The organism is Cupriavidus sp. 05T42 (assembly GCF_056396345.1).
In genome coordinates, this window is record NZ_JBFTLH010000005.1 from 74,340 (window position 1) to 98,404 (window position 24,065).

The window sequence follows — 24,065 nt, forward strand, 5'->3', positions numbered from 1 at the left end:
GCGCACGGCCCAGCCGGGCGGGACGGGCCCGGTGGCGCCCGCCAACCGGCAAAAACTACACACCCGCCCGCGCGCCGCCTATATTGGGATGTATCCAATCCATCACAGGAGACCTCGATGCGCTTCCCTTCGCGCTGGTGCCAAGCCGATCTGCCACGTGTCGCCGCCACCGCCGCCATGCTGCTCGCGCTGGCGGCGTCCGGAGTGGGACTGAGCGGATGCTCGACCGCGCCCGCGGACCCGGCCGCCAACTCGGCGACCCCCTCCGCCCAGCAGACGGACGCCCTGCCCTCCTGGCGCGACGGCCCCGCGAAGCAAGCCATCGTCAAATTCGTCACCGACGTGACCCGCCAGGGCTCGCCTAACTTCGTGCCGACCGAGCAGCGCGTGGCGGCCTTCGACAATGACGGCACGCTGTGGAGCGAGCAGCCGCTCTACTTCCAGTTCTTCTTCCTGCTCGATCAGGTCAAGGCCGCCGCGCCGCAGCATCCGGAATGGCGCAACAACCCCGCCTTCAAGGCCCTGATGGCCAACGACATGGCCAAGGTGATCGCCAACGAGAAGCAGTTGTTGCAGTTGATTGCCGTCGCCAACAGCGGCATGAATGTGGATGACTACGACAAGACCATCCGCGCGTGGATCGCCAGCGCGCGCCATCCGAAGTTCAACCGGCCCTACACCGATCTGGTCTACCAGCCGCAGCTGGAACTGCTGTCCTACCTGCGCGCGAACGGGTTCAAGACCTATATCGTGTCCGGCGGGACCATCGAGTTCATGCGGCCGTGGGTGGAGCAGGCGTACGGGATTCCGCCCGAGCAGGTGGTGGGCTCATCGCAGGCGGTGCACTATGGCACGTTGAACGGCAAGCCGGCGCTGGTGCGTGACCCGAAGATCGAGTTCATCAACGATGGCCCGGGCAAGCCGGTTGGCATCTATCGCCATATTGGCCGCCGGCCGATCCTGGCCGTGGGCAACTCGGATGGCGACTTCCACATGCTGGAATACACCACCACTGGCGACGGCCCGCGCCTGGCCGTGCTCGTCCATCACGACGATGCCGAGCGGGAATTCGCCTACGACCGCGCGTCAAAGATCGGCAAGCTGGACAAGGCGCTGGACGCCGCGCAGGCGCGCAACTGGACCGTCATCAGCATGAAGCAAGACTGGCAGGTGGTGTACCCGAAGCGATAACCTTCCCGCCCGCTACGGCATGATCCCGATGTAGCGCCCGCGCGGGCGGATCACCTGCCCCACCCCCAGCTGCTCCAGACTGTGCGCCAGCAGGCCGATGCTGCGCGCCGTGGCGAACATGGCGAACGCGGCGTCGTCCGGCAGGCGGTAGTGGATGGACAGCGCCGCCAGCGCCACGTCGATATTGGGCTGCAGGCCGGTCAGCCGGGTGGCTTTCTCGATAAAGCGCGTGATCACGTCGGGCGGATCGAACAGGGCCAGCAGCGCCATCGCGCGCGGATCGCCATCGGGATAGAGATGATGGCCGAACCCGGCCAGCGGCAACCCGGTGGACAGGTAGTGGGCAATCACCTGATCCTCGCCCAGCCGCTCCACCTCATTGAACAGCGCCTTGACGCGGCCGGACGCATCGCCGTGCAACGGCCCGGACAGCGTGGTCAGCCCGGCCAGCAGGCAGGCCGGCAGCGAGGCGCCCGTGGATGCCGCGATACGCGTGGCGAAGGCCGAGCTGGTCAGCTCATGGTCCACCAGCAGCACCATCGCGGTCCGCAGCAGATCCGCCACCTTCGGCGATTGCTGCCACCCCTGCGCAAAGCGGAGGTGCAAGGGCTGCTGCCCCGCCTGCGCGCCGAAGGCATTGGCCAGCTGGCCCACCAACTCCTGCGCTTCCAGATGCAACACCCGCGTCATGCGCCCATGTGTGGAATGGCCCGTGGCCGCCAGCGTGGCCAGCGTATGGAAGGCCGCCACGCGCCCGGGCTCGGCGACGCCGGCCATCGATGAGAAGTCGACGACCTGCTCGGCGTCCCACAGCAGGTGCGCCACCTCTTCCAGCGTGGCGGATCCGGCCAGCGTCACGGCGTCCTGCCCCCGGTAGTACAGCCGCTCGCGCACGAAGGTCGAGAGCGCGGTGGGGATGCTCGGCTCCGCGCCGAACAGCGTGTTGGTGGCCAGCGTCTCGTGCTTGCGCCCGGCCTGCTTGCGCCTGGCGAGGCCGGCCACATCCTCGGCCCGATAGAGGCTGCGCCGTGTGTCGGCGGGATCGGACATGACCTCCAGCTTGCCCCGGCTGACATAGGCATAGAGCGTTTGCGGCCGCACGCCAAGTCGGCTGCACGCCTCATCCATCGATATCCAGGTTCCCATGTTGACGCTTCCCGTGCGAATTTATATTGATTTTATATATCAATCTTGCCTCGTGAATCAACTATTACATACCATGCATCCATCATCAACACCCAAAGCCTCACGCACATGAAGCCGCAAATCCTCCAGCTGAACCCGATCCTGATCCCGGCGGCCAATGACGAACTGGCCAGCCGCTACGTGGTGCACAAGTACTTCGAGATTGCCGACCAGGCGGGCTGGCTGCGCGAGCACGCCGCATCCATCCAGGCGGTGATCACCGGCGGGCACACCGGGATTTCGCGGGCGATGCTGGAGCAGTTGCCGGCCCTGAAGGTGGTCGCCATCAATGGCGTGGGCACCGATGCGGTGGACCTGGCCTACTGCCGCGAACGCGGTCTTGCGGTGACCGCCACGCTGGGCGCGCTGACCGAAGACGTGGCCGATCTGGCCATCGGCCTGCTGATTGCCGCCTGCCGCAATATCTGCGCGGGCGACCGCTTCGTGCGGGACGGCCAGTGGGAACTGCATCCGCAGCCCAGCGCCATCCCGCTGGCGCGCCGCTTCAGCGGCATGCGCGTGGGCATCGTCGGCATGGGCCGCGTCGGCCGCGCCGTGGCTACGCGGGCGGCGGCCTTCGGCTGCCCCATCCGCTACACCGACCTGCGCGCGATGGACGACGTGCCGCACACCTTCGTGGCGGACCTGCTGGATCTGGCCCGCGAGAGCGATGCGCTGGTGCTGTGCGCCGCCGCCGACAAGGCCGAGGGCATCATCAATGCCGCCGTGCTGGAAGCGCTCGGCCCGCAGGGCTACCTCATCAACGTGGCGCGCGGCCGGCTGGTCAATGAAACGGATCTGGCCGATGCCATCGCCGCCGGGCGTATCGCGGGCGCGGGCCTCGATGTGTTCGTCGACGAACCGCGCGTGCCGCTGGCGCTGCGCCAGTCGGACCGCACCACGCTGCAGGCCCACCGCGCCAGCGCCACCTGGGAGACGCGCGGCGCCATGGTGCAGATGGTGCTGGACAGCGTGGCGCAAGGCCTGGCGGGCGAGCGTCCCGCCATGAGCCTGACCACCTGAGCGATCACGATGGATTTCGTCTTCCCACCTGCCCCGCCGGTCTCGCTGCCTGTCTCGGGTGACACGGCGCGGTTTCCCATCGCCCGGGTCTTCTGCATCGGCCGCAACTATCGATGGGACCCGGCGGAGCCGGCGCCCACCGAGATGCCCGCCTGGTTCATGAAGCCGGCGACCGCCGTGGGGCCGGCCCGGGGCGAGCTGCCTTATCCGCCGGAGACGACCGAGTTCTGCCACGAGGTGGAACTGGTCGTGGCCATCGGCCGGGGCGGGCGTGACATCGACCCGGCGCAGGCCGAGGCGCAGCACATCTGGGGCTATGCCGTCGGGCTCGACCTGACCCGGCGCGACTTGCAGCAGCAAGCCAAGCGCGTCGGCGGCCCCTGGGAGCCCGCCAAGGCCTTCGACCACTCGGCGCCGTGCAGCGCCCTCGTGCCCGCAGCGACTTGCGGCCATCCGCGCGAAGGGACGATCCAGCTCGCCGTGAACGGTGTCGAGCGGCAGCGCGCGGACCTCTCCGGCCTGCTCTGGTCGGTGCCGGAACTGGTGGCGATGCTGTCCCGATCCGTGGCGCTGATGCCGGGCGACCTGATCTTCACCGGTACGCCGGTCGGCGTCGGGCCCTTGCAGCCCGGCGATGTCATCCAGGCCAGCGCGGCAGGCATCGGCGAGCTAGCGCTGACCGTCGCCCGCTGAAGGCCATCCGCCACCATATATATATAGGAGACCCCCTTGAACGCACCCCGCAAGATCGCCCTCGTCACCGGCGCCGGCAGCGGCGTAGGCCGCCTGACGGCCATCGCCCTGCTCAATGACGGCTGGACCGTCGTGCTGGCCGGCCGGCGTGCCGAGCCGCTGCAGGCGCTGGCCGCCGAGGCCGCCGAACGCGGCCAGCCCGCCATGGCCGCGCCCACCGATGTGACCGACCCGGCCAGCGTGCAGGCCCTGTTCGACACCATCGAGCGCGAGTTCGGCCGGCTGGACCTGCTGTTCAACAACGCCGGCGTCAACGCCCCGGCCGTGCCGATGGACGAGCTGCCGCTGGACAAGTGGTTCAACGTGATCAACACCAACGTCACGGGCGTCTTCCTGTGCGCGCGGGCCGCCTTCGGCCTGATGCGCCGGCAGTCCCCGCAGGGCGGGCGCATCATCAACAATGGCTCGATCTCCGCGCACACGCCGCGCCCGTTCACGGCGCCGTACACGGCCAGCAAGCATGCCGTCACCGGGCTGACAAAGGCGCTGGCGCTGGACGGCCGCGCCTACCACATCGTGGCCAGCCAGATCGACATCGGCAACGCCCTGACCGAACTGTCCGAACGCATGACGCGCGGCGTGCTGCAGGCCAACGGCACCACCGCGCCGGAGCCGATGATGGATGCCACCCACGTCGCCAATGCCGTGCGCCACATGGCCTCGCTGCCGCTTGAGGCCAACGTCCTGACCATGACCGTCATGGCCAGCGCGATGCCCTTCGTCGGGCGCGGCTGACATCACAGAGTTAACAAGAGTTGACCAGAAATCGAACGGAGACAACGATGCAATTCACCCCTTTCATCAAGACCCTTGGCCTGTCCGCTGCGCTGTCCACCACGCTGATCGTGGCGCCGGGGATGGCCTCGGCGCAGCCCAACTACCCGAGCCGCCCGGTCACCATCATCGTCCCGGCCCCGGCCGGCGGCGGCATCGACCTGATCGCGCGGGTCGTGGGCGAGAAGCTCTCGGTCAAGTTCGGCCAGCCGTTCATCGTCGAGAACCGCCCGGGCGCCTCCAACAACCTCGGCACGGCGGTGCTGGCCAACGCCAAGCCGGACGGCTACACCATCGGCATCGTGGGCGGCAGCCACAACATCAACAAGTTCCTGTTCAAGAACCTCGGCTGGGACCCGCAGAAGAGCTTCGAGCCCATCGTCTACACCCACGAGATTCCGCTGGTGTTCGCGATCTACCCGAAGCTGCCGGTCAAGACCATGCCTGAACTGGTGACGTGGATGAAGGCCAACCCGGGCGAAGCCAAGGTGGCCACGTCCGGCCGTGGCAGCGCGCAGGAGATGGCCGCCGAGATGTTCCGCATGGTCAGCGGCGCGCCGGTGCTGCTGGTGCCCTACAAGGGCTCGTCCGCCGCCCACCCCGATCTGGTGGCCGGCCGCACGGCGCTCTATATCGACACCATCAGCGCCATCCAGGAGCAGGTGAAGGCGGGCAACGTGCGCGCCGTGGCGGTCTCCACCCGGAATCGCTCCAAGACCCTGCCCAATGTGCCGACGGCCGAGGAACAGGGGCTCAAGGGCTACGACGCCAACACCAACGGCGGCTTCCTGGCCCCGGCCGGCACGCCGAAGGAGATCGTCGCCAAGCTCAACACCGAGATCAACGCGGCGCTGAAGCTGCCCGAGGTGCGCGCCAAGCTGGAAGCGGCGGGTATCGAGGTGCAGGGCGGCACGCCGCAGGCCTACGCAGCGGTGATCCAGTCCGACCTGACGAAGTGGGGCAAGGTCGTGAAGCAGGCCGGGATCGAGGCGGAATAACCGGCCCAGCCAGCGACCTTCGACCAGCGCCCCTCTGATTAGCAGGATGGTGAGGCGCCCCGGATCCTTGTTACCGTTTGCTCCCGCCGCCAGCTACGTCTGGCGTCGACAAGACAAACGAACAATGGGAAGAAGGGGTTAGTCATGCTGAAGTGGAAATATCTGATGGGCGCGCTGGTCGTGGGGGCTGCCCTGGCCGGCTGCGGGGGCAGCGACGGGCAGGCGCCCGTGCAAACAGAGACGCCGGCGGCTCCCGCCGAGCCGCCGGCGCCAGTACCGGTCAAGTACTCGGGCACGCTGTCCTTCGGCGACACCATCGCCCTCACCGTGGACGCCCCGTCGCGCGGCAAGCTCACCCTCAGCTTTATCGATTCGGCCTTCGGCCTGCGCGGCACGGTCATCGGCAACTACACGAACACGGACGGCAATTTCACCGTGAGCGGCCTCGTGGCCGATAGCGCGGACCCGCCCCCGGCCAACCTGACCGCCAAGCTGGCGGGCATCGGCCTGAGCTTCCACCAGGGGGCCGACGGCCTGGTTGGCGAGATCTCCGGCCTGCCGAACCTGCTGGGCACCAGCACGGGCCTGCTGGCCGGCGATATCGCCGCGAGCGCGGTCACCATCGACCCGCCGGCGCTGAGCAGCCTGGCCGGCACCTACAACGTGCTGATGAACTTCGCCATCTACGACCAGGCCACCGGCAAGCCGCTAGCGGGCCCCGCGAGCACGCCGGCCGGCATGCGCTTCGACACCGACGGCAACGTGCAGCTTTGCAACAGCGCGGATCTCGTCACCTGCGCCACCCCGCAACTGGGCAAGCTGACCCTGGCCGACCAGACGCGCTTTCCGGGTGCATTCGACCTGGTGATGAACGGCGGCGGCTACTTCCGTGGCCGGCTGTTCGTCAACCCGAACGGCGGCATGCGCTTTGACATGAACTACGCCGAGGCGGGAGCGGTCGCCACCGGCACCTGGACCATCCAGCCCGCCCGCGCGCTGGTGGCCGGGGAGCTTGACGGCACGTGGGCCTGCTCTTACGCCAACCGCGTTGTGGACGGCGCGACGGCAGTGCTTGACGGCACAATGGCGCGGGAGACGCTGACCGTCGCCGGTGGCAAGCTCACCGTCGCCAGCAGGGCGCTCACGCTGCCGCTGATGCTGAACAGGTTCCAGGATGACGTCACGCTGAACGGTGTGGCAATCGCCGCCGATGGCGACCTGGATGCCGAGCCGGGCGACCCGGCCGCCGATCCGCCCACCTTCGCCCATGTCTTCCTGAAAACGGGCACCGACTCGCTGGCGTGGCTCAACCTGTCGCTCGGCAGCATCCTCCAGGGCACGTGCCGCCGCGCGTCCTGACATCGCGCAACATCCGGGCATCACTCTGCGCCGGCCTTCGGGCCGGCGTTTTTTTGCCGGGGCGTCAGTCGTGCAGCAGGTGCCGCAGCCACAGGCTCATCAGCCCCGCCCGGCCGCGCACGCCGAATTTGCGATAGATGCCGGTGATGTAGGAGTGCGTGGTGGAGACCGCCAGCCCGAGCTGTTCGGCGATCTGCTTCTCGCCGGCTTCGGTCAGCAGCAGGTTCAGCACCCTGCGTTCGTGGGGGGCGAGCGCGTCGAGCCGACTGGCATGGTCGGGGGGATGCGGAGGGATGGCCGGCGTCTGCCGCTGCGCGGTCACGTCCCGGGCCACGCCGATGCGCAGCTCGTGCGCCGCGTGCCATTGGGCCGACCAGGACAGATGGACGTCCGCACCGTTTCGGTGCCGGTAGCGATTCTCGAAGCCCACGCGCTTGTTGCCAGCCAGGACCCGGCCGGCCTCGCGCAGCGTCTTCTCCCGGTCCGCCGGCACCACCAGTTCGAGCACCAGCTGGCCGACCAGATCGGACTGCCGGTAGCCGAGGATCTCCTCGCACACCGTGTTGGCGTAGCGGATCTGCCCGGTCTGGTCGACCAGGAAAACAGCGTCGGGGATGCTGTCTGCCAGCGCAATCGCGCCGTCCTCCTTGAGAAGTTTCGTCATCGGTTGGGGGCGATGGCGTTGCGGAGACGCAACTGCCGTGCGCGGGGGCGATCAATCAAATAGTGTGCGGGGGTCAACATGGCCGCTCGCGACAATAGCGCAGCGCCGCGCAGCATCCTATCCGAAATCGCTCATCTGCTCATGGCCGAACCGAAGCGCCTCCCCGACCGGCACATTCCCGGCTGGCTGGACGTTGCCACGTCCGACGCGGACGACGCCGCGCGCATCCAGCGCCAGTGGAAAGGCGCCTCCGGGGCAGGTTGAAATCGCCCGACGGCGGGACTATGGTCAGATCAAGGGCATGAATCGCGGAGATGCCATGTCAGGTCGAAAGCCACTGGAACGGGGAACCCTGCCGAGTTTCCTGCTGGCCCTGTTTATCCACGTGCTGCTGGGCTTGTGGCTCTATTACGCGGTCCATTGGCAGAGCCGGACCCCGGTCGGCGTGGAAGCCGAGTTGTGGGACGCGATCCCCGAAAATCCGCCGCAGACCGTGGTCGAGACGAAGCCGGTGGTCCCGCAGCCGGAACGGAAGCTAGAACGGAAGCTGGAACCCGAGCTGAAATCGGAAGACAGGCCCGACATTGCCTTGCAGGCCGAGAAACGCCGTGCGGCAGCCAAGGCCGCCAAGGCACTTGAAGCCACGAGGGCAGCCGAAGCCGCGAAGGCTTTCGAAGCCGCCGCGCAAGCGCAGCAGCGTGAGCAAAACCTCCGCGACGCCGAGCGTCAGGCCGCTGCGGCCACCGCAGCCGCCACAGCCAGTGCAAGCGGTGCAGGCAGCCGCCCCGGCGACGGTGCCGGCACAGGCGGCACCACGTCGCCGGGCTATGCGGACAAGGTGCGACGCCGGGTCACGCCCAACATCCTCTTCGATGGAGACCTGCCCGACAATCCCACCGCCGTGGTCGCAGTGCATCTGGCACCGGACGGCACCGTGCTGGAGGCCCGGCTGGCCCGCTCGAGCGGACACACCGGCTGGGACAACGCCGTGCTGCGCGCCGTCGCACGATCCAACCCGCTGCCGCGCGACGACAACGGCGTGGCGCCCGCCCACATCAATCTTTATTTCCAGCCGAGGGAATAGGAAGACCGCGATCTTCCAGCGATGCTAGCGGCGCCGGATCACCGTCCCGGCGTGTCAGAAGTGCGTCCGCAGATGCCGGACGATTGCGAGGGGATGGCCGCCATGCAGCCAGAACTCGCGGGATACCGCGAGGGCGATCAGCCATGAAGCCGCGACGATGAGAAGGTCGCACCGCCCGCTCTTCCACCAGTTCAGCGAATGGCGCCCCGCGATCCACGGTACGCCCAGCGGGTTCGGCCAGTCGGCCAGCAAGTGCATGACGCCCCCGCAGGCAAAGCCGAATGCGGGTGCGGCCAGCGGATGGGTGCCCAGCGCGTGGTAGGCCCATAGCAGGAGGCCAATCCACGCGATGCCCCAATGCGTCCAGGTGCGATGGGTAATCCACAGGCGACGCGACCTCGACCACCATGCCACTTCCATCCAGTCTGGCGCGGTGCTGCCCAGCATCGCCGCCACAAACCCCGCTATGCTGGCCCAGCCCCACCCTTCGCTGCCGGTCTTCGCGATGACCACTGCAGCGATGACGGCCGCCGCCCATCCGGTGGCGTGGTGAGCTTTGCTTGAGGCCATGAGACTGCGCGAGTTCGCCGGTGATCTTAGAGGGGGCGCAATCTTGGCAGATGTGCGCGAGAAACTCCAGCACTGGATCGATCGCGTCGCGCGGAGCGAGCCTATCCAACCTGTGCCGTGGCCGCCTTCTCCCAACGCCACAACGTCGCGCGGCTCACGCCCAGCCGTTGCGCCGCCTGCTGACGATTGCCGCCACACTCGGCCAGCACTTCCAGCACGCGTGCACGGGGCGCGGTCGATGATGACGGCGCAAGCTCGGGTGGTGGCGCCATGACGCTGACCGCCCCGAACAGTTCCGGGCAATCGTGATGCAGTTCGTCGAACGCAATGTGCTCCAGATCCTCCCATTGCGAGAAGAACACCGCCATCCGCTCGCAGATATTCTCCAGCTCACGGATATTGCCCGGCCAGGCGTGCGCCTGCAGCCTTGGCAGCAAGCGCGCGACCAGGGCCGGTGCGTCGAGGCGCGAGTCCAGCCGGTCCAGCGAGCGCCGCAGCAGGAATGTGGCGAGCAAGGCGATGTCCTCGCGGCGCTCGCGCAGCGGTGGCAACGCCAGTTGCAGCGTATTGATACGGTAGTAGAGATCCTGACGGAACTGCCTGGAGGCGATCAACTGCGGCAGCGGCTGATGCGTCGCCGCGATAATCCGCACGTCGACCGGAATCGGTATGGCACCGCCCAGACGCAGGATCTCGCGCTCCTGCAGCACGCGCAGCAGCCGCGTCTGCAGCGAGACGGGCATATCGCCAATCTCGTCGAGAAACAGCGTGCCAGTATGGGCCGATTCGAACAGCCCGCGCTTGCCCCCACGGCGCGATCCGGTGAAGGCGCCCTCGTCGTAGCCGAACAGCTCGCTTTCCAGCAGCGCCTCCGGGAAGGCCGCGCAGTTGATGGCGACGAACGGCTTGGCGGCGCGCTTGCTCTCGTTATGAATCGCTTGCGCAAACTGCTCCTTGCCCACCCCGCTCTCGCCAGATAGCAGCACCGTGAGATCCGTCCTGGCATAGCGCCGCGCCGTCGCGCAGGCGCGTTCGAAGGCCGGGCTGGCGCCGATCAGGTTGTCGAAGCGGTTGCGCGCATTGCGCGGATGCCGGCGCTGCTGGCTGCGCAGGCTGGCATCCGCATCCTGGATATTGCGCGCGTCATAGAGCGTAATGGCCGCGCCCACCGTGTCGCCATGCTCGCGGATCGGGGTGCGATTGGCGATCCAGTCGCGCTGCGCGAAGCGAAACACGCTGCCCCGCTCCTGCATGCCGCTGGCCAGCGTGGATTGCAGCGACAGCGCCGGCTCGATGTCCTCCAGATGCTGGCCGATCATTCTCGCCTTGACGCGGCCCAGCAGCATTTCCATCGGCGGGTTGACGGCAATCACGCGATTGTCGCGGTCGACGGCCAGCACGGCCTCCTGCAGGTTGTGCAGCACGCCGTTGAGCTGGTCATAGCGCCCCGCTTCCAGGCGGGCCACGCGCGCCAGTTCGATGGCGTCCTCAATCCCCTGGCGCACCGCATTGATCGAGTAGGCCAGGCGCCCCTGGATGCCGTACTGCTCCGCCAGCTCCATGACGATGCTGGAACCCACCACCACCTCATAGCCGTCACGCACGAGCCGCTCGAAGCACTGCCGTGCCTCGTCAGGGGTGCGGTACGCGTACTGCGCCACCTCGATATTGAGCAACTCGCGGACCGCATCCAGTTCGGGAATGCACTCGCCGTACATCACCACGCCTACCCGGTTCGAAATATGCCGTGCCTGCAGGAGCGCCACCAGAATGTCGAAGCCACTGAGCTTGATGGTGGCGACGGGTGCATCGAGCGCGTTGCGCAGGATCGTGGCGTTCGCCCCGGCGCTGACGAAGACGTCAGCCGCCCCCTCGCGCAGGCGCTCGTGCGCGGCGTCCAGTGCGGCCTCGAACGAACCATTGACCACCTCTATCGTGGCGCGGTCGGCGAACTCGTCCAGCACCGTCATGGCGAAGCGGCTGAGGTGCTTGTAACTGATAAAACAAAGCCGCGGCAGGCTGCCGCGCTCAGGGGAAGTGTTGCGCATGGGTCTCCTCGTCGGCCGCCTCCGGGCGCTGCGGCGCCTCTCGTGACCATCGCACGAGCGTTTCACGGCCGTTTCATGAAATGTCTCAACAGTGTTTCATGAAACATGCGGAACGTCATCCTTCCTCTCCCATTCCGTTATGAATCAGTTACTTAGCGAACTCCTCAGGCACTGGCACACCGATTGCACTGAACCCTCCATACGAACACGGAGGAAGCCATGCAGGCGCTAGGACACATCACCGTACTTGACCTGACCCATATGCTCTCGGGCCCGTACGGCACCATGCTGCTGGCCGACCTGGGTGCCCGCACGATCAAGGTGGAGCCCCCCGGCACCGGAGAGGGCACGCGCAAATTGCTGGCGGAGAGCGAGGACTACGCCCGCGACGGGATGGGTGCGTACTTCCTCACGCTGAACCGCAACAAGGAAAGCGTGTGCGTGGACCTGAAGTCCGAGGCAGGCCGGGCGGTGTTTCTGGATCTCGTGCGCAATGCCGACGTTGTCTTCGACAATTTCAGCGCTGGCGTGACGGAGCGGCTGGGTATCGATTACGCATCGCTCTCCAAGGTCAACCCGCGCATCATCACCTGCTCCGTCACCGGCTTCGGCCAGACCGGGCCGGACCGGCAGCAGCCCGCGTTCGACCAGGTGGTGCAGGCCATGGGTGGCGGCATGTCCATCACCGGCATGTCGGATGGCCCGCCGGTACGCAGCGGCATCCCCGTTGGGGATCTGGGCGGCGGGGTATTCGGCGCCATCGGCGTGCTGGCGGCGCTGGCGGCGCGCGAGCAGACCGGGGTGGGCCAGCACGTGGACATCTCGATGCTGGACGCCCAGATCTCGCTGCTGAACTACATGGCAACGATGCACCTGATGTCCGGCCTGGTGCCCGAACGTATCGGCAACAGCCATTTCGTGCACGTGCCGTACAACACCTATCCGACCAGCGACGGCCACATCATCATTGCCTGCATCGGCGACGCGTTCTTCGAACGCTTCCTGAGCGTGATCGATCATCCCGAACTGCGCGCGCCCGAGTACCTGAAGCAGCCGGGCCGCTATGCCGACAAGGCGCGGATCGACGCCATCATCGCCAACGAACTGCGCGCCGAGTCGTCGGCCTACTGGCTGGCCCGTTTGCGGCAGGCGCGCATTCCGTGTGGGCCCGTCAACGATTTCGCGCATGCGTTGCGCGAGCCGCAGGTGGAGGCGCGCGACATGATTGTCGAGGTGCCCCTGAAGACCGGCGAGACCGTGCGGATGCCCGGCAATCCGGTGAAGCTTTCCGGGGTGACCACGGCCGCCTATACCTGTCCGCCCGCGCTGGGCGAGCATACGGCCACGGTGCTGCGCGACACGCTGGGCTATGACGACGCACAGATTGCGCGGCTGCGCGAAGCCGGAGCCGTGGCATGAGCGACGCACAGCGCCACGCCACGCCGGACATCGTCATCACTGACGTCGCACCGCGCGACGGGCTGCAGAACCAGGCCGTCGCCATCTCCACCGATGCCAAGGTAGAACTGATCCGCCTGCTGGCGCGTGCCGGCGTACGGAGCGTCGAAGCCACCAGCTTCGTCTCACCGAAGGCCGTGCCGCAGATGGCCGACGCGGCGGACGTGGTCCAGCGCGCTGCGGCGCAGTGCCCAGACCTGCGGCTCTCCACGCTGGTGCCGAATCTCAAGGGCCTGGAACGCGCGCATGGCGCCGGCGCCACCGAGATCGCGGTGGTGCTCTCCGCCACCGAGACGATGAACCAGCGCAACATCAATATGGGGCTGGACGCGGCCACCGATGTCAGCGAAAAGACACTGGTGCGGGCGCGCGAACTCGGCCTGCGCACGCGTGCCTATGTGGCGGTCGCGTTCGACTGCCCGTTCGAAGGCCCGGTCGATCTCGATACGGTGTTGCGTCTGGCCTGCCGCATGCGGGACGCCGGCGCGGAAGAGATCGTCATCGCCGACACCATCGGCGCTGCAGCGCCCGCCGCCGTCAAATCGCGCATGGCTACGTTGGCACAAGCACTCGACCCCGGCACGCTGGCCGTGCATCTGCATGACACGCGCGGCCTGGGCGTCGCCAACGCATGGGCCGCGCTGGAGGCTGGCGTGCGCCGCTTCGACGCCAGCGTGGGCGGCATCGGCGGCTGTCCGTTTGCCCCCGGCGCGGCAGGCAACCTGGCCACCGAAGACCTGGTGCTGATGGCCGAGCAGTGCGGCCTGCGTACCGGGATTTCGCTCGACGGACTGCTCGATGCGGTGACATTCGCCGAATCGCTGCTGGATCGGCCCCTTGGCGGCCGCTCCATCGCATGGCTGCGGCGCCAGCAGAATCAACGCGGTAAAAGCGGCACGTAAGGCCGACACGGATGCCGCCGAGCATCCGGTCAGACAAGACCCATATAGGAAGGAGACACCTGATGAAGAACATTCGCTGGATTCGAGGCGTGCTGGGCGCCATGGCCTGTACCGCCGCGCTGGCTTCTGGCCACGCCGCCGCGAAGTGGCCGGAAAAGACCGTCACGCTGGTCGTGCCCTATGCGCCCGGTGGCGGCACCGATATCGTCAGCCGCCTGGTCGCGCAGAAGCTGTCCGAGCGTTGGGGGCAGTCGGTGGTGGTGGACAACCGGCCCGGCGCCAACGGCGTGATCGGCTCCAGTCACGTTCACAAGTCCGCCCCGGACGGCTACACGCTGCTGATGGTGGTGGGCTCGCACGCGATCAATCCCGTGCTGATGAAAAGCCTGCCCTACGACACGGTGCGTGGCTTCTCCCCCATCACACGCCTCGCCATCTCGCCGATGGTGCTGGTGGTATCGAAGTCCAACCCTGCGAAATCGCTGACCGACCTCGTCAGTGCCGCCCGTAGCCAGCCGCTCGGCATCGGTTATTCGGAAGGCCAGACGCGACTGACCGGCGAGCTGCTGCGCCAGGCGGGCAATCTCAAGACCATTCCGGTGTCCTACAAGGGCGGCGCACAGATCATGGTCGATGTCATCGGCGGCCATGTCGGCGCCGGATTCACCAGCGTGCTGACGGCATTGCCCCACGTGCAAAGCGGCAATCTGCGCGTGATCGGCGTGGCGGCGGATCAGCGCATGTCCCTCTTCCCCGATGCGATGACGTTCAAGGAGGCCGGACTCGATGGCGTGGAATCGCTGAACTGGTATGGCCTGTTCGGGCCGGCGGGCATGTCTCCGGCCATCGTGGAACAGATCCATCACGACCTGCAGCAGGTCACGCAGGACCCAGCACTCGCCAAGCAGATGAAAGACCAAGGGGCTACCATCGTCCTGACCCCACCGACGGAGTTTCGCGCCTTCCTCGACAAGGAAACGCGGAAATGGGCCGACGTGGCCAAACGCGGTGGCATCCAGCCCGAATAGGAAAACCCCATGAATCTTGAACTGACCGAAAAGCGCGTACTGATCACCGGCGGCAGCCGCGGCATTGGGCTCGCTTGCGCTCAAGCGTTCCTGCGTGAAGGTGCCAAGGTCGCGATCATCGGACGCAGCGAGGCCAATCTCGCCGCCGCACGGACCGCACTGGTGGCCGATGCGCCGGGCGCCGATCCCTTCACGGTTGCGGCCGACCTCAGTGACGCGGCGCAGGCCGCGCACGCCGTCGACGCCGCAGCCGCCGCACTGGGCGGGATCGACATCCTGGTCACGTCCGCCGGGGGTGCGCGCCGCACCCCGCCTGCGGAGCTGACGCCCCAGTCGTGGCGCGATGCGATGGACGCGAAGTACTTCAGCTACATGCACGTCATCGACCCGGTCATCAAGCGGATGGCCCAGGCCGGCCACGGCGCCATCGTCAATGTCGTCGGCATGGGCGGCAAGGTGGCGAGCCCGACCCATTTGCCTGGCGGCGCCGCCAATGCCGCCCTGATGCTGGCCACGGCAGGGCTGGCCAGCGCGTATGGCCGGTCCGGGGTGCGGGTGAACGCCCTCAACCCGTCAGCCACCCGCACCGAGCGGCTTCAACAGGGCCTGGAAGCCGAAGCGAAGCTGGCTGGCACAACCGTCGACGAGGCCCTCGGCAAGGCCAACGAACGCACCGGGCTCGGGCGGCTTGCCGCGCCCGAAGAGATCGCCGATGCCGTGCTGTTTCTCGCGTCGGCGCGCGCGTCCTACATCTCGGGGGCGATCCTGTCGATCGATGGCGCCACCACGCCCATCGTCGTCTGATCGCACAGAAGCCGTACCCGTGGTTCCGCAGCACCAGATTGCAGATAACAGGCGAATACCGCCGAACTCACTGTTGCATCAGGAGGAGACCCTATGCACCGCCGTACCCTCGTCAAGGCGCTATGCGCCATTGCCGTCGCCACGCCTGCCCTATCTGGCACCAGCGCCTTCGCGCAAGAGTACCCGTCGCGCCCGATCCGGCTGATCGTGCCGTTCGCGCCGGGCGGCGTGTCGGATACCAGCGCGCGCGTCATTGCGGACAGGCTGGGCCAGCGCCTTGGCCAGCAGATCGTGGTCGACAACAAGCCCGGTGCCTCGGGAAATATCGGCAGCGCGATGGCGGCCCAGTCGGCGCCAGATGGCTACACGCTGCTACTCGCTTTCGACGGCACCATCGTCATCAATCCGCATGTCTTTCCGAAAGTGCCGTTCGACCCGGTCAAGGACTTCGTGCCCATCGGCAAGATTGGCGATGCGGCGCTGATCCTGATTACCCACCCGTCCGTACCGGCAAAGAACCTGAAGGAACTCGTCGCGTATTCGCAGACCCGACCCGAAGGGTTGTCATATGGCAGTGCCGGCACCGGCAGCACGCCGCACCTGGCCGGCGAGCTGCTCAAGGCCCGCACCGGCCTGAAGATGACGCACATCCCCTACAAGGGCGGCGGCCAGGCGATGGGGGATCTGGTGGGCGGTACGCTGCCGGTGCTGTACACGGCCGTGGCCGGCGCGCAGCAATACGTGAAAACCGGCAAGGCCACCGCGATTGCAGTCTCCGGCGCGAGCCGCGTATCGACGCTGCCGGATGTGCCAACGCTGGAGGAATCCGGCGTCACAGGCCTGGTCAACGACTCGTGGGTGGGATTGCTGGCCCCCGCCAAGACGCCAAAAGAGATCGTCGACCGACTGTCGAAGGAGTTGAACGTCGTGGTCAACCAGCCTGAGACGCGCGAACGGCTCGCCACGCTGGGCATCGTGCCGGTCGGCAATTCATCGGAGGCGTTTGGCAAGCAGATCCAGGCGGACCTGAAGAAGTACGGCGAGGTCGTCAAGACCGCCAACATCAAGGTCGAGTGAGACGCGGGGCGGCTAGCGGAACCGGAACATCCCCTGCCAGAACGTCTCGAACGCACTGACGGGCTTTTCCGCTTCCGCAGGGGCGGCCTCGGGTGACGGGGCGGCTGCGTCCGCGGCCTTGCGCGACTCGTGCAGCGCCCAGACGCTGTCGGCAATGCGTCCGGCAAGGTCCGCCTCGCAATCCCGGCCCAGTAGCACACCGAACAGAACGTCGCGGGTGTGCCCATCGTCGGCAAAACGCATGGCGACGGCGACCATCTTCTCGTAGTGCTCCTGTGCCGCACGCCTGGCCGCTTCCTGCACCTCGCGCGCCTCGGCTTCCTCGGCCGCATGCTCGGCTTCCCAGCGGCGCGTTTCGCGTTCGAAGACGTCGTCGTAGACCTGTCGCTGCTCGGCATCGGACAGGATCGAATAGGCATCGCGAATCTGCTGGAAGGCGGCATGCGCCTCGGTTTCGCGACCGGGGTTGCGGTCCGGATGCCACTTCATCGCCGCGCGGCGATAGGCGAGCTTGATCTCGTCGAGCGTAGCATCGGACGGTACGCCAAGCGTCGCGTAGAGCGTATTCATGGGGGCGGGGCAGCGCGAAAAACGGAGGCGTCCATCCTAGCATGCCGCACCGCATCAAACCTCGCCGCAGGCCGCCGCCAGATTCATGCGCGTCTGCATGGCCGCCCCGATTCGCTTGAGCGGGTCGGGCGGAATCGGCCTCGTCAGTGTCGTGTCCGAAAAACCCGCGCCAGAAAAAACAAAACCCCGGAAGACCGCGATCTTCCGGGGTTCGCCGCCATTACGATGTAGTGGCGGAGACGGAGGGATTCGAACCCTCGATCCAGGTTTTGGCCCGGATGCTCCCTTAGCAGGGGAGTGCCTTCGACCTCTCGGCCACGTCTCCCAAACTTGCGTTGTGCGAGGGAGGCCGCACAACGAAGCGCGTATTCTAGCGGGGTCGTCTCAACTGGTCAATGACATTTCCATGACCAATCGCGCAAAAAACGCGACACCTACCCCGCCAGACACAACACTCACCAGATCACGCCTGATCCAGCTCGAACACCTTGTGGAGCGCGCGCACGGCCAGCTCCATGTACTTCTCGTCGATCAGCACCGAGATCTTGATTTCCGAGGTGGAGATCATCTGGATGTTGATGCCTTCTTCCGACAGCGTGCGGAACATCTTGCTGGCGATGCCCACGTGCGAGCGCATGCCCACGCCCACTACCGACACCTTCGACACCTTCGGGTCGCCGGACACGCTGGCGGCGCCGATATGGCCCTTCACGCTGTCGGTCAGGATGGTCAGCGCGCGCTGGTACTCGCCGCGCGGCACCGTGAACGTGAAGTCGGTCTTGCCGTCCACGGACTGGTTCTGGATGATCATGTCGACGTCGATATTGGCGTCGGCGATCGGGCCCAGGATCTGGTAGGCGATGCCCGGCTTGTCCGGCACGCCCAGGACGGTGATCTTGGCTTCGTCACGGGCAAAGGCGATGCCGGAGATGACGGCTGCTTCCATGTCAGACTCTTCCTCAAAAGTAATCAGCGTGCCCGAGTGCATTTCCTGCTCGAGCGGCATCAGGGGGTCGGTCAGCGACGAGAGCACGCGCGTCTTCACGCGGTACTTGCCGGCGAACTCCACCGAGCGGATCTGCAGCACCTTCGAACCCAGGCTGGCCATTTCCAGCATTTCCTCGAAGGTGATCTGGTCCAGGCGGCGGGCGTCCTCGACCACACGCGGATCGGTCGTGTACACGCCGTCCACGTCGGTATAGATCAGGCACTCGTCAGCCTCGATGGCGGCGGCGATGGCCACGGCCGAGGTATCGGAGCCACCACGGCCCAGCGTGGTGACGTTGCCGCTGTCGTCGATGCCCTGGAAGCCCGTGATCACGACCACGCGGCCGGCGTCCAGGTCACCCAGGATGCGCTCGTCGTCGATCGACTCGATCCGCGCCTTGGTGTAGGCCGAATCGGTCTTCACCGGCACCTGCCAGCCCGTGTAGCTGACCGCGTTGATGCCTTCGCCGTGCAGCGCGATGGCCAGCAGGGCCACACTGGCCTGCTCGCCGGTAGAGGCCAGCATGTCCAGTTCACGCGGGTCAGGCTGCGCGGAAATTTCCTTGGCAAGGCCCAGCAGGCGATTGGTTTCACCCGACATGGCCGAAGGCACCACGACAACGCGGTGACCGGCGCGGTGCCACTTGGCCACGCGCTTGGCGACATTCTTGATGCGTTCCGTGGAACCCATCGAAGTGCCGCCGTATTTGTGAACGATGAGAGCCATCTTCTTGTCGACGCCAGCGATTGTGCAAAGCCCTTGAAAATACACGATCGCCGGCCGTCAGGCAAGGCTGTGGCGGGGCGCTGCCCCTGCTCCCGATGGGAGCCCTAGTCGAGTTCCACCCACTCCACGCGCCAGCGTGGCGCATGGGGCGCATCGGCCGGCCAGCGGCGATGCATGCCGAGCCCGGCTGCCAGCACGACTTGGGCGCCGCTCCACAGCAGCGGCAGCCAGGCGCGCCGCCACGCCGGCACGGCGGCCTCCTGGTAGGCCTGCTTGAGCGCGCGCGCCGGGCCGCCGGGCCGCAGCACGATCCGTTCACCGCCCTGCCGGGCCGCCAGCCGCAGCGGGCCGTGCAGCACCGCTTCCGGCACGCCGAAGGTGTCGTCGCGCGTGAATCGCAATGCACCCCGCCATGCCGGCACCACGATGCGTTCCTCGCCGTGCCAGAGGAATTCGAACGCTGCCGGCGCGGCGTCCGGCACCGCGCGGCAGGCCAGCGCCTTGTCGCGGAAACGCCGCAGCACCAGTCCGTCATGCGCGATGGCGGGCTCGCCGCCGTCACGCTCGATCAGTTGTGCCCGCATCGCGGCCAACCGCGCCGTGGAAGGCGGTTGCGCGCCGAGGTCGCGCAGCCAGTGGCGCAGCACGGCGTCGGCGTGGCCGGAGGGCAAGGCACGCAGGCCGGCCAGATCGAGTTCAGCAAGGGTGTCCGCGTCGCGCCCCGGCGAGACGAGACGGGCCAGCTCACCGGCCGCGAGCCCGTCGAGCATGGCCGCTGCCTGGCCGAAATGCGAGGCGGCCTGGAGCACGTTCTCGACCAGCGCGGGGAAGGCCTCGCGCAGCGCCGGCAGTTGTGCGCGCAGGGCATTGCGGACGAAGCGGGTATCGGCATTTGAAGGATCTTCGATCCACGACAGCCCGTGCGCGGCGCAATAGGCGTCGATCTCGTCACGCGAGACATCGAGCCAGGGCCGTAGCAGTTGCACGTCGCCCTGCGCGTCCAGCGGCCGCCGCGCGGGCATGCCGGCCATACCAGCCACGCCAGCGCCGCGGAACAGCCGCATCAGCACCGTTTCCACCTGATCGTCGCGATGATGGGCGAACAGCAGCAGCGCGGCGCCGTGCGCCCGGCACATACGCCCGAGCGCGGCATACCGGGCCCGGCGCGCGGCGGCCTCGATGCCCTCGCCCGCCAGCGCCTGCACGGTCACGCGCTCGGTGACCAGCGGCACCTGCGCCTCGCGGCACAGCGTCGCGCAGAAGTGCTCCCAGTCGTCGGCCGGCGCCTGCAGGCCGTGATGGACGTGCAGCGCCACCACGCGCACGGCCGAGGCCAGCGCCGTGCCTTGGGCCACCGCGGCGCGCGTGGCATGGAGCAAGGCCACCGAATCGCGCCCGCCCGAGAGCGCCACGGCCACCGTGACCGGCGCCGCGCCGCCAGAAACAACAAAGGCCGCACCGGCCTGGAGAGCCCGTGCGACCTTGTCGGTCAGGGGTGCGGTCAACGGCACCACACCGGCGCGCCCGTCATTCCTGGGCGCCGGTTTCCTTGAACTTGCCATAGGCCATCAGCCGTTCGTGCCGGCGTGTCTGCAGTTCCTTGACGCTCATGCCCTGGAACTGGCGCAGCGATTCCGCCAGCGAGCGCTTGAGCATCGTCGCCATGTTCTTCGGATCGCGATGCGCGCCGCCCAGCGGCTCGCTCACGATCTTGTCGATCAGGCCCAGCGCCTTCAGGCGGTGCGCGGTCAGGCCCAGTGCCTCGGCGGCTTCCGGTGCCTTCTCGGCGGTCTTCCAGAGGATGGAAGCGCAGCCTTCCGGCGAGATCACCGCATAGGTAGCGAATTGCAGCATCTGCACCACGTCGCCCACGGCAATCGCCAGCGCGCCGCCCGAGCCGCCTTCGCCGATGATCGTGGCGATCAGGGGCACCTTCAGGCCGGCCATCACAAACAGGTTGTGACCGATGGCTTCCGACTGGCCGCGCTCCTCGGCGTCGATGCCCGGGAATGCGCCCGGCGTATCGACGAAGGTGAAGATCGGCAGGCCGAACTTGTCCGCCAGCTCCATCAGGCGCTTGGCCTTGCGGTAGCCCTCGGGCTTGGACATGCCGAAGTTGCGCAGCGCGCGCTCCTTCGTGTCACGGCCCTTCTGGTGGCCAAGCACCATGCACGCCTGGCCATTGAAGCGGGCCAGGCCGCCGACGATGGACAGGTCGTCCGCGAAAGCGCGGTCGCCGTGCAGTTCATGGAAGTCGGTGAAGATCTCCCGCACGTAGTCCAGCGTGTACGGACGCTGCGGATGGCGGGCGATCTGCGCAACCTGCCACGGGGTCAGGTTGGCGTAAATGTCTTTGGTCAGCTGCTGGCTCTTGCCGGCCAGCCGCGAAATCTCTTCGGAAATATCTACAGCCGAGTCATCCTGCACAAAGCGCAGTTCTTCGATTTTTGCCTCGAGCTCGGCAATCGGCTGTTCAAAATCCAGGAAGGTGGTTTTCATAGAAACACGGACCTGTCTGTGAAGGGGCGCATTCTACCGGAAAAAATACCGGTTTCGACCGCCCGATATGTTGATTTTCAAGCACTTATGCGCAAAATCAACGCCGTCACTGCCTGTTGATGGACTGCGTGGTTCCTAGTAAGTCACCGGTAGGGGGTCGAGGCTGCGCCACATGTACCACGTGGCCACCGTGCGCCACGGTTCCCAGTTGGCCGCCACCTCGCGCGCCTCGCTGCGGGTGACGGGTTCGCCACTAAAGTAGTTGGCGGAGATCGCGTTGATCAATCCGACATCATCGAGCGGCAGCACGTTCGGCCGCATCAGATTGAACATCAGGAACATCTCGGCCGTCCAGCGGCCGATGCCGCGGATCTGGATCAACTCGGCGATCACCGCCTCGTCGTCCATCGCTGCCCACTCTTTCACATGGACGCGCCCGGCCTTGAAATGTTCAGCCAGATCGATGATGTATTCGGCTTTGCGGCGAGAAAGGCCACAGGTAGCGAGCTGCTCGGCGCCGGACTTCAGGAACTGGGCCGGCGTGAGCTTCGGACACATCGTGACCAGGCGCTCCCAGACCGACTGCGCGGCCTTCACCGAGATCTGCTGGCCGACGACGGAGCGCGCCAACGTGACGAATGGATCACCGCGCGAGATCAGGTGCGCGGGGCCATACGTCGGAATCATCTTCTTGAGGATGCGATCGCGCTTCATCAGGTCGGCGCAGGCCTCGTCCCAATAGGCGGGACGTACTGCGTCGACGACCGTCTCCACCGGCAGCGGCACCGCCTTGGCTTCGGGCAATGCCGGCTTGGCGGCCTTGCCGGCCGCCTTGGTCGACTTGGTCGCCACCTTGCCGGGCACCTTGGCAGCCGGCTTCCCGGCCACCTTCGGCTTGCGCGCGGCAGCGTTCAAGCACGCCTCCACTCGGTGGCACCGCCTGGCTTGTCCTCGAGCACCACGCCGGCCGCGAGCAGTTCGGCACGAATGCCGTCCGCCTCGGCGAAATTGCGCGCGGCCTTGGCGGCCTTGCGCGCAGCGATGCGCTCCTCGATCTGCTCGGCCGTGGGGCCATCGGCCACCTTGCCGCCCTGCAGGAAGGTATGCGGATCGCGCTCGAGCAGGCCCAGCGTGCCGGCCAGCGACTTGAGCTGGCGCGCCATCTGTGCCGAGCCGGAGCGATTGACCTCGCTGGCGAGGTCAAACAGCACCGCCATCGCGATCGGCGTGTTGAAGTCGTCGTTCATCGCCTCGGCGAAGCGCTTGGCGTGCGGCTCCTCCCAATCGACCGCGCAGCCGCCGGGCTGCGTTTCCTTGAGCGCCGTGTACAGGCGCGTCAGCGCGTGGCGGGCGTCGTCCAGGTGGGCGTCGCTGTAGTTCAGCGGGCTGCGGTAGTGGGCGCGCAGGATGAAGAAGCGCACGACTTCCGGGTCGTAGGCCTTCAGCACCTCGCGGATCGTGAAGAAGTTGCCGAGCGACTTCGACATCTTTTCGTCGTTCACGCGCACGAAGCCGTTATGCATCCACATATTGACGAACGGCTTGCCGCTCGCGCCCTCGGACTGGGCGATTTCGTTCTCGTGGTGCGGGAACTGGAGGTCGGCGCCGCCGCCGTGGATGTCGAAATGCTCGCCCAGCAGCGTGCAGCTCATGGCCGAGCATTCGATATGCCAGCCCGGCCGGCCGCTGCCCCACTTCGAGTCCCATTTGGTCTCGGGCGGCTCGGTCGGCTTGGCGGACTTCCACAGCACGAAGTCGAGCGGGTCCTGCTTGGCGTCGTTGGCGGTCACGCGCTCACCGGCGCGCAGGTCTTCCAGCGACTTGCCGGACAGCTTGCCGTAGCCCTGGAACTTGCGCACCGAGTAGTTCACATCGCCATCGGCCGCCTGGTAGGCCAGGCCGTTGGCCTCGAGCTTCTCGATCAGGTTCAGCATCTGCGGCACGAAGTCGGTGGCGCGGGGCTCGTGATCGGGGCGGATGATGCCCAGCGCGGCGGCATCCTCGTGCATGTACTGGATGAAGCGCGTGGTCAGCTGGCCAATTGTCTCGCCATTCTCGGCCGCCCGGCGGATGATCTTGTCGTCGATGTCCGTGATGTTCTGCACGTACGTCACGTCATAGCCGGCGGCGCGCAGCCAGCGGTGCACCATGTCGAACACCACCATCACGCGCGCGTGGCCGACGTGACAATAGTCGTACACGGTCATGCCGCACACATACATGCGGACCTTGCCCGGTTCGATTGGCACGAAAGGCTGCTTTTCACGCGCGAGCGTGTTGTAGATGTTCAGTTGCTGCATGAAGCGATCGAAGAGTGAAGGAGGACGCACCGGCACCGCGGGACGCCGTTCGGCGGACGCGCAC

Annotated in this window: 23 protein-coding genes and 1 tRNA gene; 13 read left to right on the top strand and 11 right to left on the bottom strand. The window is 66.9% G+C overall.

Going from position 1 to position 24,065, the window contains the following annotated elements:
- Positions 1-117 precede the first annotated feature (117 nt).
- Positions 118-1,191: an HAD family hydrolase gene (locus AC1EJR_RS08240; protein WP_369823385.1), complete on the top strand. Its 1,074-nt coding sequence runs from the start codon at positions 118-120 to the stop codon at positions 1,189-1,191.
- A 12-nt stretch (positions 1,192-1,203) separates the two neighbouring features.
- Here the strand turns inward: AC1EJR_RS08240 and AC1EJR_RS08245 are convergent, their stop codons facing one another.
- Complete coding sequence (locus tag AC1EJR_RS08245; RefSeq protein ID WP_092292726.1) at positions 1,204-2,337, bottom strand: citrate/2-methylcitrate synthase; 1,134 nt, start codon at positions 2,335-2,337, stop codon at positions 1,204-1,206.
- A gap of 108 nt (positions 2,338-2,445) precedes the next feature.
- On the opposite strand from AC1EJR_RS08245, the gene AC1EJR_RS08250 reads away from it, so the two are divergent.
- From AC1EJR_RS08250 to AC1EJR_RS08270, 5 genes are all read left to right on the top strand, one after another.
- Entirely contained in the window at positions 2,446-3,399 is a 954-nt protein-coding gene (locus AC1EJR_RS08250; protein ID WP_092292724.1) for a 2-hydroxyacid dehydrogenase, read from the top strand.
- Positions 3,400-3,408: 9 nt separating this feature from the next.
- Positions 3,409-4,092, top strand: a complete 684-nt coding sequence (locus tag AC1EJR_RS08255; protein WP_441592119.1) for a fumarylacetoacetate hydrolase family protein — start codon at positions 3,409-3,411, stop codon at positions 4,090-4,092.
- A 36-nt stretch (positions 4,093-4,128) separates the two neighbouring features.
- Positions 4,129-4,887: an SDR family oxidoreductase gene (locus tag AC1EJR_RS08260; RefSeq protein WP_092292720.1), complete on the top strand. Its 759-nt coding sequence runs from the start codon at positions 4,129-4,131 to the stop codon at positions 4,885-4,887.
- Between the two features lie 47 nt (positions 4,888-4,934).
- Positions 4,935-5,924: a Bug family tripartite tricarboxylate transporter substrate binding protein gene (locus AC1EJR_RS08265; RefSeq protein ID WP_092292718.1), complete on the top strand. Its 990-nt coding sequence runs from the start codon at positions 4,935-4,937 to the stop codon at positions 5,922-5,924.
- 144 nt (positions 5,925-6,068) lie between these two features.
- A complete protein-coding gene (locus AC1EJR_RS08270; protein WP_441592116.1) occupies positions 6,069-7,283 on the top strand; it encodes a hypothetical protein in 1,215 nt (404 codons plus the stop codon).
- Positions 7,284-7,347: 64 nt separating this feature from the next.
- Here AC1EJR_RS08270 and AC1EJR_RS08275 read toward each other — a convergent pair whose 3' ends face one another.
- The gene (locus AC1EJR_RS08275) at positions 7,348-7,947 is read right to left on the bottom strand and encodes a helix-turn-helix transcriptional regulator (RefSeq protein ID WP_092292714.1); all 600 of its coding nucleotides are present in this window, start codon (positions 7,945-7,947) and stop codon (positions 7,348-7,350) included.
- A gap of 78 nt (positions 7,948-8,025) precedes the next feature.
- Here AC1EJR_RS08275 and AC1EJR_RS08280 point away from each other — a divergent pair, with 78 nt between their 5' ends.
- The gene (locus AC1EJR_RS08280; protein ID WP_092292712.1) at positions 8,026-8,211 is read left to right on the top strand and encodes a hypothetical protein; all 186 of its coding nucleotides are present in this window, start codon (positions 8,026-8,028) and stop codon (positions 8,209-8,211) included.
- Positions 8,212-8,266: 55 nt separating this feature from the next.
- On the top strand, positions 8,267-9,031 hold the full coding sequence (gene tolA, locus AC1EJR_RS08285; RefSeq protein ID WP_477112968.1) for a cell envelope integrity protein TolA: 765 nt from the start codon (positions 8,267-8,269) through the stop codon (positions 9,029-9,031).
- Between the two features lie 54 nt (positions 9,032-9,085).
- On the opposite strand, the gene AC1EJR_RS08290 is transcribed toward tolA, so the two are convergent.
- Entirely contained in the window at positions 9,086-9,601 is a 516-nt protein-coding gene (locus tag AC1EJR_RS08290) for a metal-dependent hydrolase (protein WP_092292708.1), read from the bottom strand.
- Positions 9,602-9,702: 101 nt separating this feature from the next.
- On the bottom strand, positions 9,703-11,649 hold the full coding sequence (gene prpR, locus AC1EJR_RS08295; protein ID WP_092292706.1) for a propionate catabolism operon regulatory protein PrpR: 1,947 nt from the start codon (positions 11,647-11,649) through the stop codon (positions 9,703-9,705).
- Positions 11,650-11,868: 219 nt separating this feature from the next.
- On the opposite strand from prpR, the gene AC1EJR_RS08300 reads away from it, so the two are divergent.
- From AC1EJR_RS08300 to AC1EJR_RS08320, 5 genes are all read left to right on the top strand, one after another.
- Positions 11,869-13,068: a CaiB/BaiF CoA transferase family protein gene (locus AC1EJR_RS08300; RefSeq protein WP_441592110.1), complete on the top strand. Its 1,200-nt coding sequence runs from the start codon at positions 11,869-11,871 to the stop codon at positions 13,066-13,068.
- A complete protein-coding gene (locus tag AC1EJR_RS08305; RefSeq protein WP_092292702.1) occupies positions 13,065-14,009 on the top strand; it encodes a hydroxymethylglutaryl-CoA lyase in 945 nt (314 codons plus the stop codon). Before AC1EJR_RS08300 ends, AC1EJR_RS08305 begins: the two co-directional genes overlap by 4 nt.
- A gap of 62 nt (positions 14,010-14,071) precedes the next feature.
- Positions 14,072-15,037, top strand: coding sequence for a Bug family tripartite tricarboxylate transporter substrate binding protein (locus AC1EJR_RS08310; RefSeq protein WP_092292700.1), 966 nt, complete (start codon positions 14,072-14,074; stop codon positions 15,035-15,037).
- Positions 15,038-15,046: 9 nt separating this feature from the next.
- Positions 15,047-15,841 carry an SDR family oxidoreductase gene (locus AC1EJR_RS08315; RefSeq protein ID WP_441592107.1) on the top strand — a complete coding sequence of 265 codons (795 nt, stop codon included), beginning with the start codon at positions 15,047-15,049 and terminating at the stop codon, positions 15,839-15,841.
- A gap of 93 nt (positions 15,842-15,934) precedes the next feature.
- Positions 15,935-16,918 (top strand): Bug family tripartite tricarboxylate transporter substrate binding protein, encoded by a 984-nt coding sequence (locus AC1EJR_RS08320; RefSeq protein ID WP_092292696.1) that lies wholly within the window; start codon positions 15,935-15,937, stop codon positions 16,916-16,918.
- Positions 16,919-16,930: 12 nt separating this feature from the next.
- On the opposite strand, the gene AC1EJR_RS08325 is transcribed toward AC1EJR_RS08320, so the two are convergent.
- The 7 genes from AC1EJR_RS08325 to cysS form a co-directional block, all read right to left on the bottom strand.
- The gene (locus AC1EJR_RS08325) at positions 16,931-17,488 is read right to left on the bottom strand and encodes a J domain-containing protein (RefSeq protein ID WP_477105002.1); all 558 of its coding nucleotides are present in this window, start codon (positions 17,486-17,488) and stop codon (positions 16,931-16,933) included.
- Positions 17,489-17,719: 231 nt separating this feature from the next.
- Positions 17,720-17,813: transfer RNA gene (locus AC1EJR_RS08330), tRNA-Ser, on the bottom strand.
- Between the two features lie 138 nt (positions 17,814-17,951).
- Entirely contained in the window at positions 17,952-19,202 is a 1,251-nt protein-coding gene (locus AC1EJR_RS08335; protein WP_092292692.1) for an aspartate kinase, read from the bottom strand.
- A gap of 104 nt (positions 19,203-19,306) precedes the next feature.
- Entirely contained in the window at positions 19,307-20,764 is a 1,458-nt protein-coding gene (gene tilS / locus AC1EJR_RS08340; RefSeq protein WP_441592103.1) for a tRNA lysidine(34) synthetase TilS, read from the bottom strand.
- On the bottom strand, positions 20,730-21,701 hold the full coding sequence (locus AC1EJR_RS08345; RefSeq protein ID WP_441592101.1) for an acetyl-CoA carboxylase carboxyltransferase subunit alpha: 972 nt from the start codon (positions 21,699-21,701) through the stop codon (positions 20,730-20,732). Before AC1EJR_RS08345 ends, tilS begins: the two co-directional genes overlap by 35 nt.
- Positions 21,702-21,836: 135 nt before the next feature.
- Positions 21,837-22,616 carry a DNA-3-methyladenine glycosylase family protein gene (locus AC1EJR_RS08350; protein WP_092292688.1) on the bottom strand — a complete coding sequence of 260 codons (780 nt, stop codon included), beginning with the start codon at positions 22,614-22,616 and terminating at the stop codon, positions 21,837-21,839.
- Complete coding sequence (gene cysS, locus AC1EJR_RS08355; protein ID WP_092292686.1) at positions 22,613-24,001, bottom strand: cysteine--tRNA ligase; 1,389 nt, start codon at positions 23,999-24,001, stop codon at positions 22,613-22,615. Before cysS ends, AC1EJR_RS08350 begins: the two co-directional genes overlap by 4 nt.
- Positions 24,002-24,065: the final 64 nt, after the last annotated feature.

Coding starts and splice junctions, on each gene's coding strand:
- prpR (WP_092292706.1), bottom strand. CDS start 11,649: ATGCGCAACACTTCCCCTGAGCGCGGCAGCCTGCCGCGGCTTTGTTTT.
- AC1EJR_RS08255 (WP_441592119.1), top strand. CDS start 3,409: ATGGATTTCGTCTTCCCACCTGCCCCGCCGGTCTCGCTGCCTGTCTCG.
- AC1EJR_RS08320 (WP_092292696.1), top strand. CDS start 15,935: ATGCACCGCCGTACCCTCGTCAAGGCGCTATGCGCCATTGCCGTCGCC.
- AC1EJR_RS08300 (WP_441592110.1), top strand. CDS start 11,869: ATGCAGGCGCTAGGACACATCACCGTACTTGACCTGACCCATATGCTC.
- AC1EJR_RS08275 (WP_092292714.1), bottom strand. CDS start 7,947: ATGACGAAACTTCTCAAGGAGGACGGCGCGATTGCGCTGGCAGACAGC.
- AC1EJR_RS08280 (WP_092292712.1), top strand. CDS start 8,026: ATGGCCGCTCGCGACAATAGCGCAGCGCCGCGCAGCATCCTATCCGAA.
- AC1EJR_RS08290 (WP_092292708.1), bottom strand. CDS start 9,601: ATGGCCTCAAGCAAAGCTCACCACGCCACCGGATGGGCGGCGGCCGTC.
- tilS (WP_441592103.1), bottom strand. CDS start 20,764: ATGGCAAGTTCAAGGAAACCGGCGCCCAGGAATGACGGGCGCGCCGGT.
- AC1EJR_RS08310 (WP_092292700.1), top strand. CDS start 14,072: ATGAAGAACATTCGCTGGATTCGAGGCGTGCTGGGCGCCATGGCCTGT.
- AC1EJR_RS08325 (WP_477105002.1), bottom strand. CDS start 17,488: ATGAATACGCTCTACGCGACGCTTGGCGTACCGTCCGATGCTACGCTC.
- AC1EJR_RS08245 (WP_092292726.1), bottom strand. CDS start 2,337: ATGGGAACCTGGATATCGATGGATGAGGCGTGCAGCCGACTTGGCGTG.
- AC1EJR_RS08315 (WP_441592107.1), top strand. CDS start 15,047: ATGAATCTTGAACTGACCGAAAAGCGCGTACTGATCACCGGCGGCAGC.
- AC1EJR_RS08335 (WP_092292692.1), bottom strand. CDS start 19,202: ATGGCTCTCATCGTTCACAAATACGGCGGCACTTCGATGGGTTCCACG.
- AC1EJR_RS08265 (WP_092292718.1), top strand. CDS start 4,935: ATGCAATTCACCCCTTTCATCAAGACCCTTGGCCTGTCCGCTGCGCTG.
- AC1EJR_RS08240 (WP_369823385.1), top strand. CDS start 118: ATGCGCTTCCCTTCGCGCTGGTGCCAAGCCGATCTGCCACGTGTCGCC.
- AC1EJR_RS08345 (WP_441592101.1), bottom strand. CDS start 21,701: ATGAAAACCACCTTCCTGGATTTTGAACAGCCGATTGCCGAGCTCGAG.
- AC1EJR_RS08305 (WP_092292702.1), top strand. CDS start 13,065: ATGAGCGACGCACAGCGCCACGCCACGCCGGACATCGTCATCACTGAC.
- AC1EJR_RS08250 (WP_092292724.1), top strand. CDS start 2,446: ATGAAGCCGCAAATCCTCCAGCTGAACCCGATCCTGATCCCGGCGGCC.
- tolA (WP_477112968.1), top strand. CDS start 8,267: ATGTCAGGTCGAAAGCCACTGGAACGGGGAACCCTGCCGAGTTTCCTG.
- cysS (WP_092292686.1), bottom strand. CDS start 24,001: ATGCAGCAACTGAACATCTACAACACGCTCGCGCGTGAAAAGCAGCCT.
- AC1EJR_RS08270 (WP_441592116.1), top strand. CDS start 6,069: ATGCTGAAGTGGAAATATCTGATGGGCGCGCTGGTCGTGGGGGCTGCC.